The following is a 1,807-nucleotide window of genomic DNA, read 5'->3' as shown; positions in this document are numbered from 1 at the left end:
TAGTTACCACTTTTAATAGATCGGACTTCTGTGTTTTTATGTACCAAAAAATAGGGTGGAAGGAAGTGTTTTTTTCTTCCATCCACCCTATTATTATAGAACTTTAAAAGCAGAGTAGGAAAGCAGAGCCAAGTAAAATAATGGATTGTGTAATTGAAATAAATTGGATATGAATTCAAAGCTTTGTTGTAAATACACTAATAAAAGTATATAATATAAGTGTAAATGCAACAAGGAGATGAATATAATGAATCATAGAAAGCAAATTGAAAGACATCTTAAAAAGTCAGGTGGTATTATAACATCTACTTATTGCAGAGAAAATAATATACCTACAGTATATTTAGGTAGACTAGTAAAAGAAGGAAAATTGTTTAGAGTTCAAAAAGGAATATATATTACTAAAGATGGTGATTATGATGACTACTATTTTTTTCAATATCAGTATAAAAAGGCAATATTTTCCTATGAGACAGCTTTGTTTATACTTGGAGTAACGGACAAAATTCCATGGATAATGGATGTTACAGTTTACAATGGCTACAAATTTAATGAAAAGCAAGATACACTTAATGTTAATTATGTAAAAAAATCTATTTATGACTTAGGCATTATCCAGAAAAAGACAATGTTTGGAAATACTGTTAATGTTTATTCCTACGAAAGAACACTTTGTGATTTTATTTCTAACAAAGAAAAAATGGATGTTGAAGTTTATGTAAAACTCATTCGTTCATATTCTAAATATAAGGATAAGGATATACATTCTCTTTATGAAATAGCAAGAAAAATGGGAATAGAAGATAAAGTAAAGGAAGTTATGGAGGTGGTATATGAATAAAGCAAAACTAACCGCTATTTGTCACAAGATAAGCAAAGAAACTGGACTTCCATTTAATTCAGTAATGCTATATTATTTTTTGGAAAGCATATTAAAAAAATTATCACAGAGTAAATATCATGAAAACTTTGTTTTTAAAGGAGGTTTTCTTCTATCTAATGTAGTAGGTATAGATTCAAGAAGTACAGTAGATATAGACTTTCTTTTGAGAAATATGCACTTATCAGAAGAAAATATATTAAAAATATTACAAGAAGCACTGGAAACAAAATCTTCAGATGATATATTCTATAAAACACATGGAATAAGTACAATTAAGGAAGATGACCAGTATGGAGGGTTTCGTGTAAGTATACTTTGTAGAATGGAGAATATAAGACAAATCGTACCTCTTGATATTGCAACAGGAGATGTTATTACACCCTATCCCATAGACTATAAATATATAAGTGCTTTTGGACAAAAAGATATTTTAATTAAAGCTTATCCCATAGAAACAATATTAGCAGAAGAAATTCAAACAATTTATTCAAGAGGATTTTTAAATAGCAGAAGTAAGGATTATTATGATCTTTATATAATTTATAAATTAAAAGATAAGGAAATAGAGATTGATATATTAAAAGAGGCTTGTATTCAAACATTTAACTATAGAAAAACGGAATTTGATACAGATAAAATCATCAGTCTAATGGAAATGTTAAAAACAGATGAAGCTTTTTTAAAAAGGTGGCAAGCGTATTCGAAGAAAAATCTCTACGCTAGAGACATAAAGTTTGAAGATGCCATAGATAATGGAATAAATATTATAGAAAAAATATAAAATCAGTAGATCTATGAAAAGATGAGAGATTGAAGATTTAAGGCTCTATGTCCAATAGGGTTGATGCTATCCAAGGAGATTAAGCCACTAACGGTTGCTTGGTCTCCTTTTCTTTTCTTCCTGACACATATAATCTTGATATT

At 28.2% G+C, this 1,807-nt stretch carries 2 protein-coding genes; both read left to right on the top strand.

What is annotated here, in order from left to right; translation table 11 throughout:
- Positions 1 to 247: 247 nt before the first annotated feature.
- Positions 248 to 841 (top strand): type IV toxin-antitoxin system AbiEi family antitoxin domain-containing protein, encoded by a 594-nt coding sequence (locus ACQV2T_RS09300; RefSeq protein WP_428893586.1) that lies wholly within the window; start codon positions 248 to 250, stop codon positions 839 to 841.
- Positions 834 to 1,664 carry a nucleotidyl transferase AbiEii/AbiGii toxin family protein gene (locus ACQV2T_RS09295; RefSeq protein WP_428893585.1) on the top strand — a complete coding sequence of 277 codons (831 nt, stop codon included), beginning with the start codon at positions 834 to 836 and terminating at the stop codon, positions 1,662 to 1,664. Before ACQV2T_RS09300 ends, ACQV2T_RS09295 begins: the two co-directional genes overlap by 8 nt.
- The last annotated feature ends 143 nt before the right edge of the window (positions 1,665 to 1,807 follow it).

The organism is Facklamia sp. P13069, assembly GCF_050409405.1.
GTDB lineage: Bacteria > Bacillota > Bacilli > Lactobacillales > Aerococcaceae > Facklamia.
The sequence above is the reverse complement of the archived record's forward strand: the minus strand, read 5'-3'. Positions and strand labels throughout refer to the sequence as shown.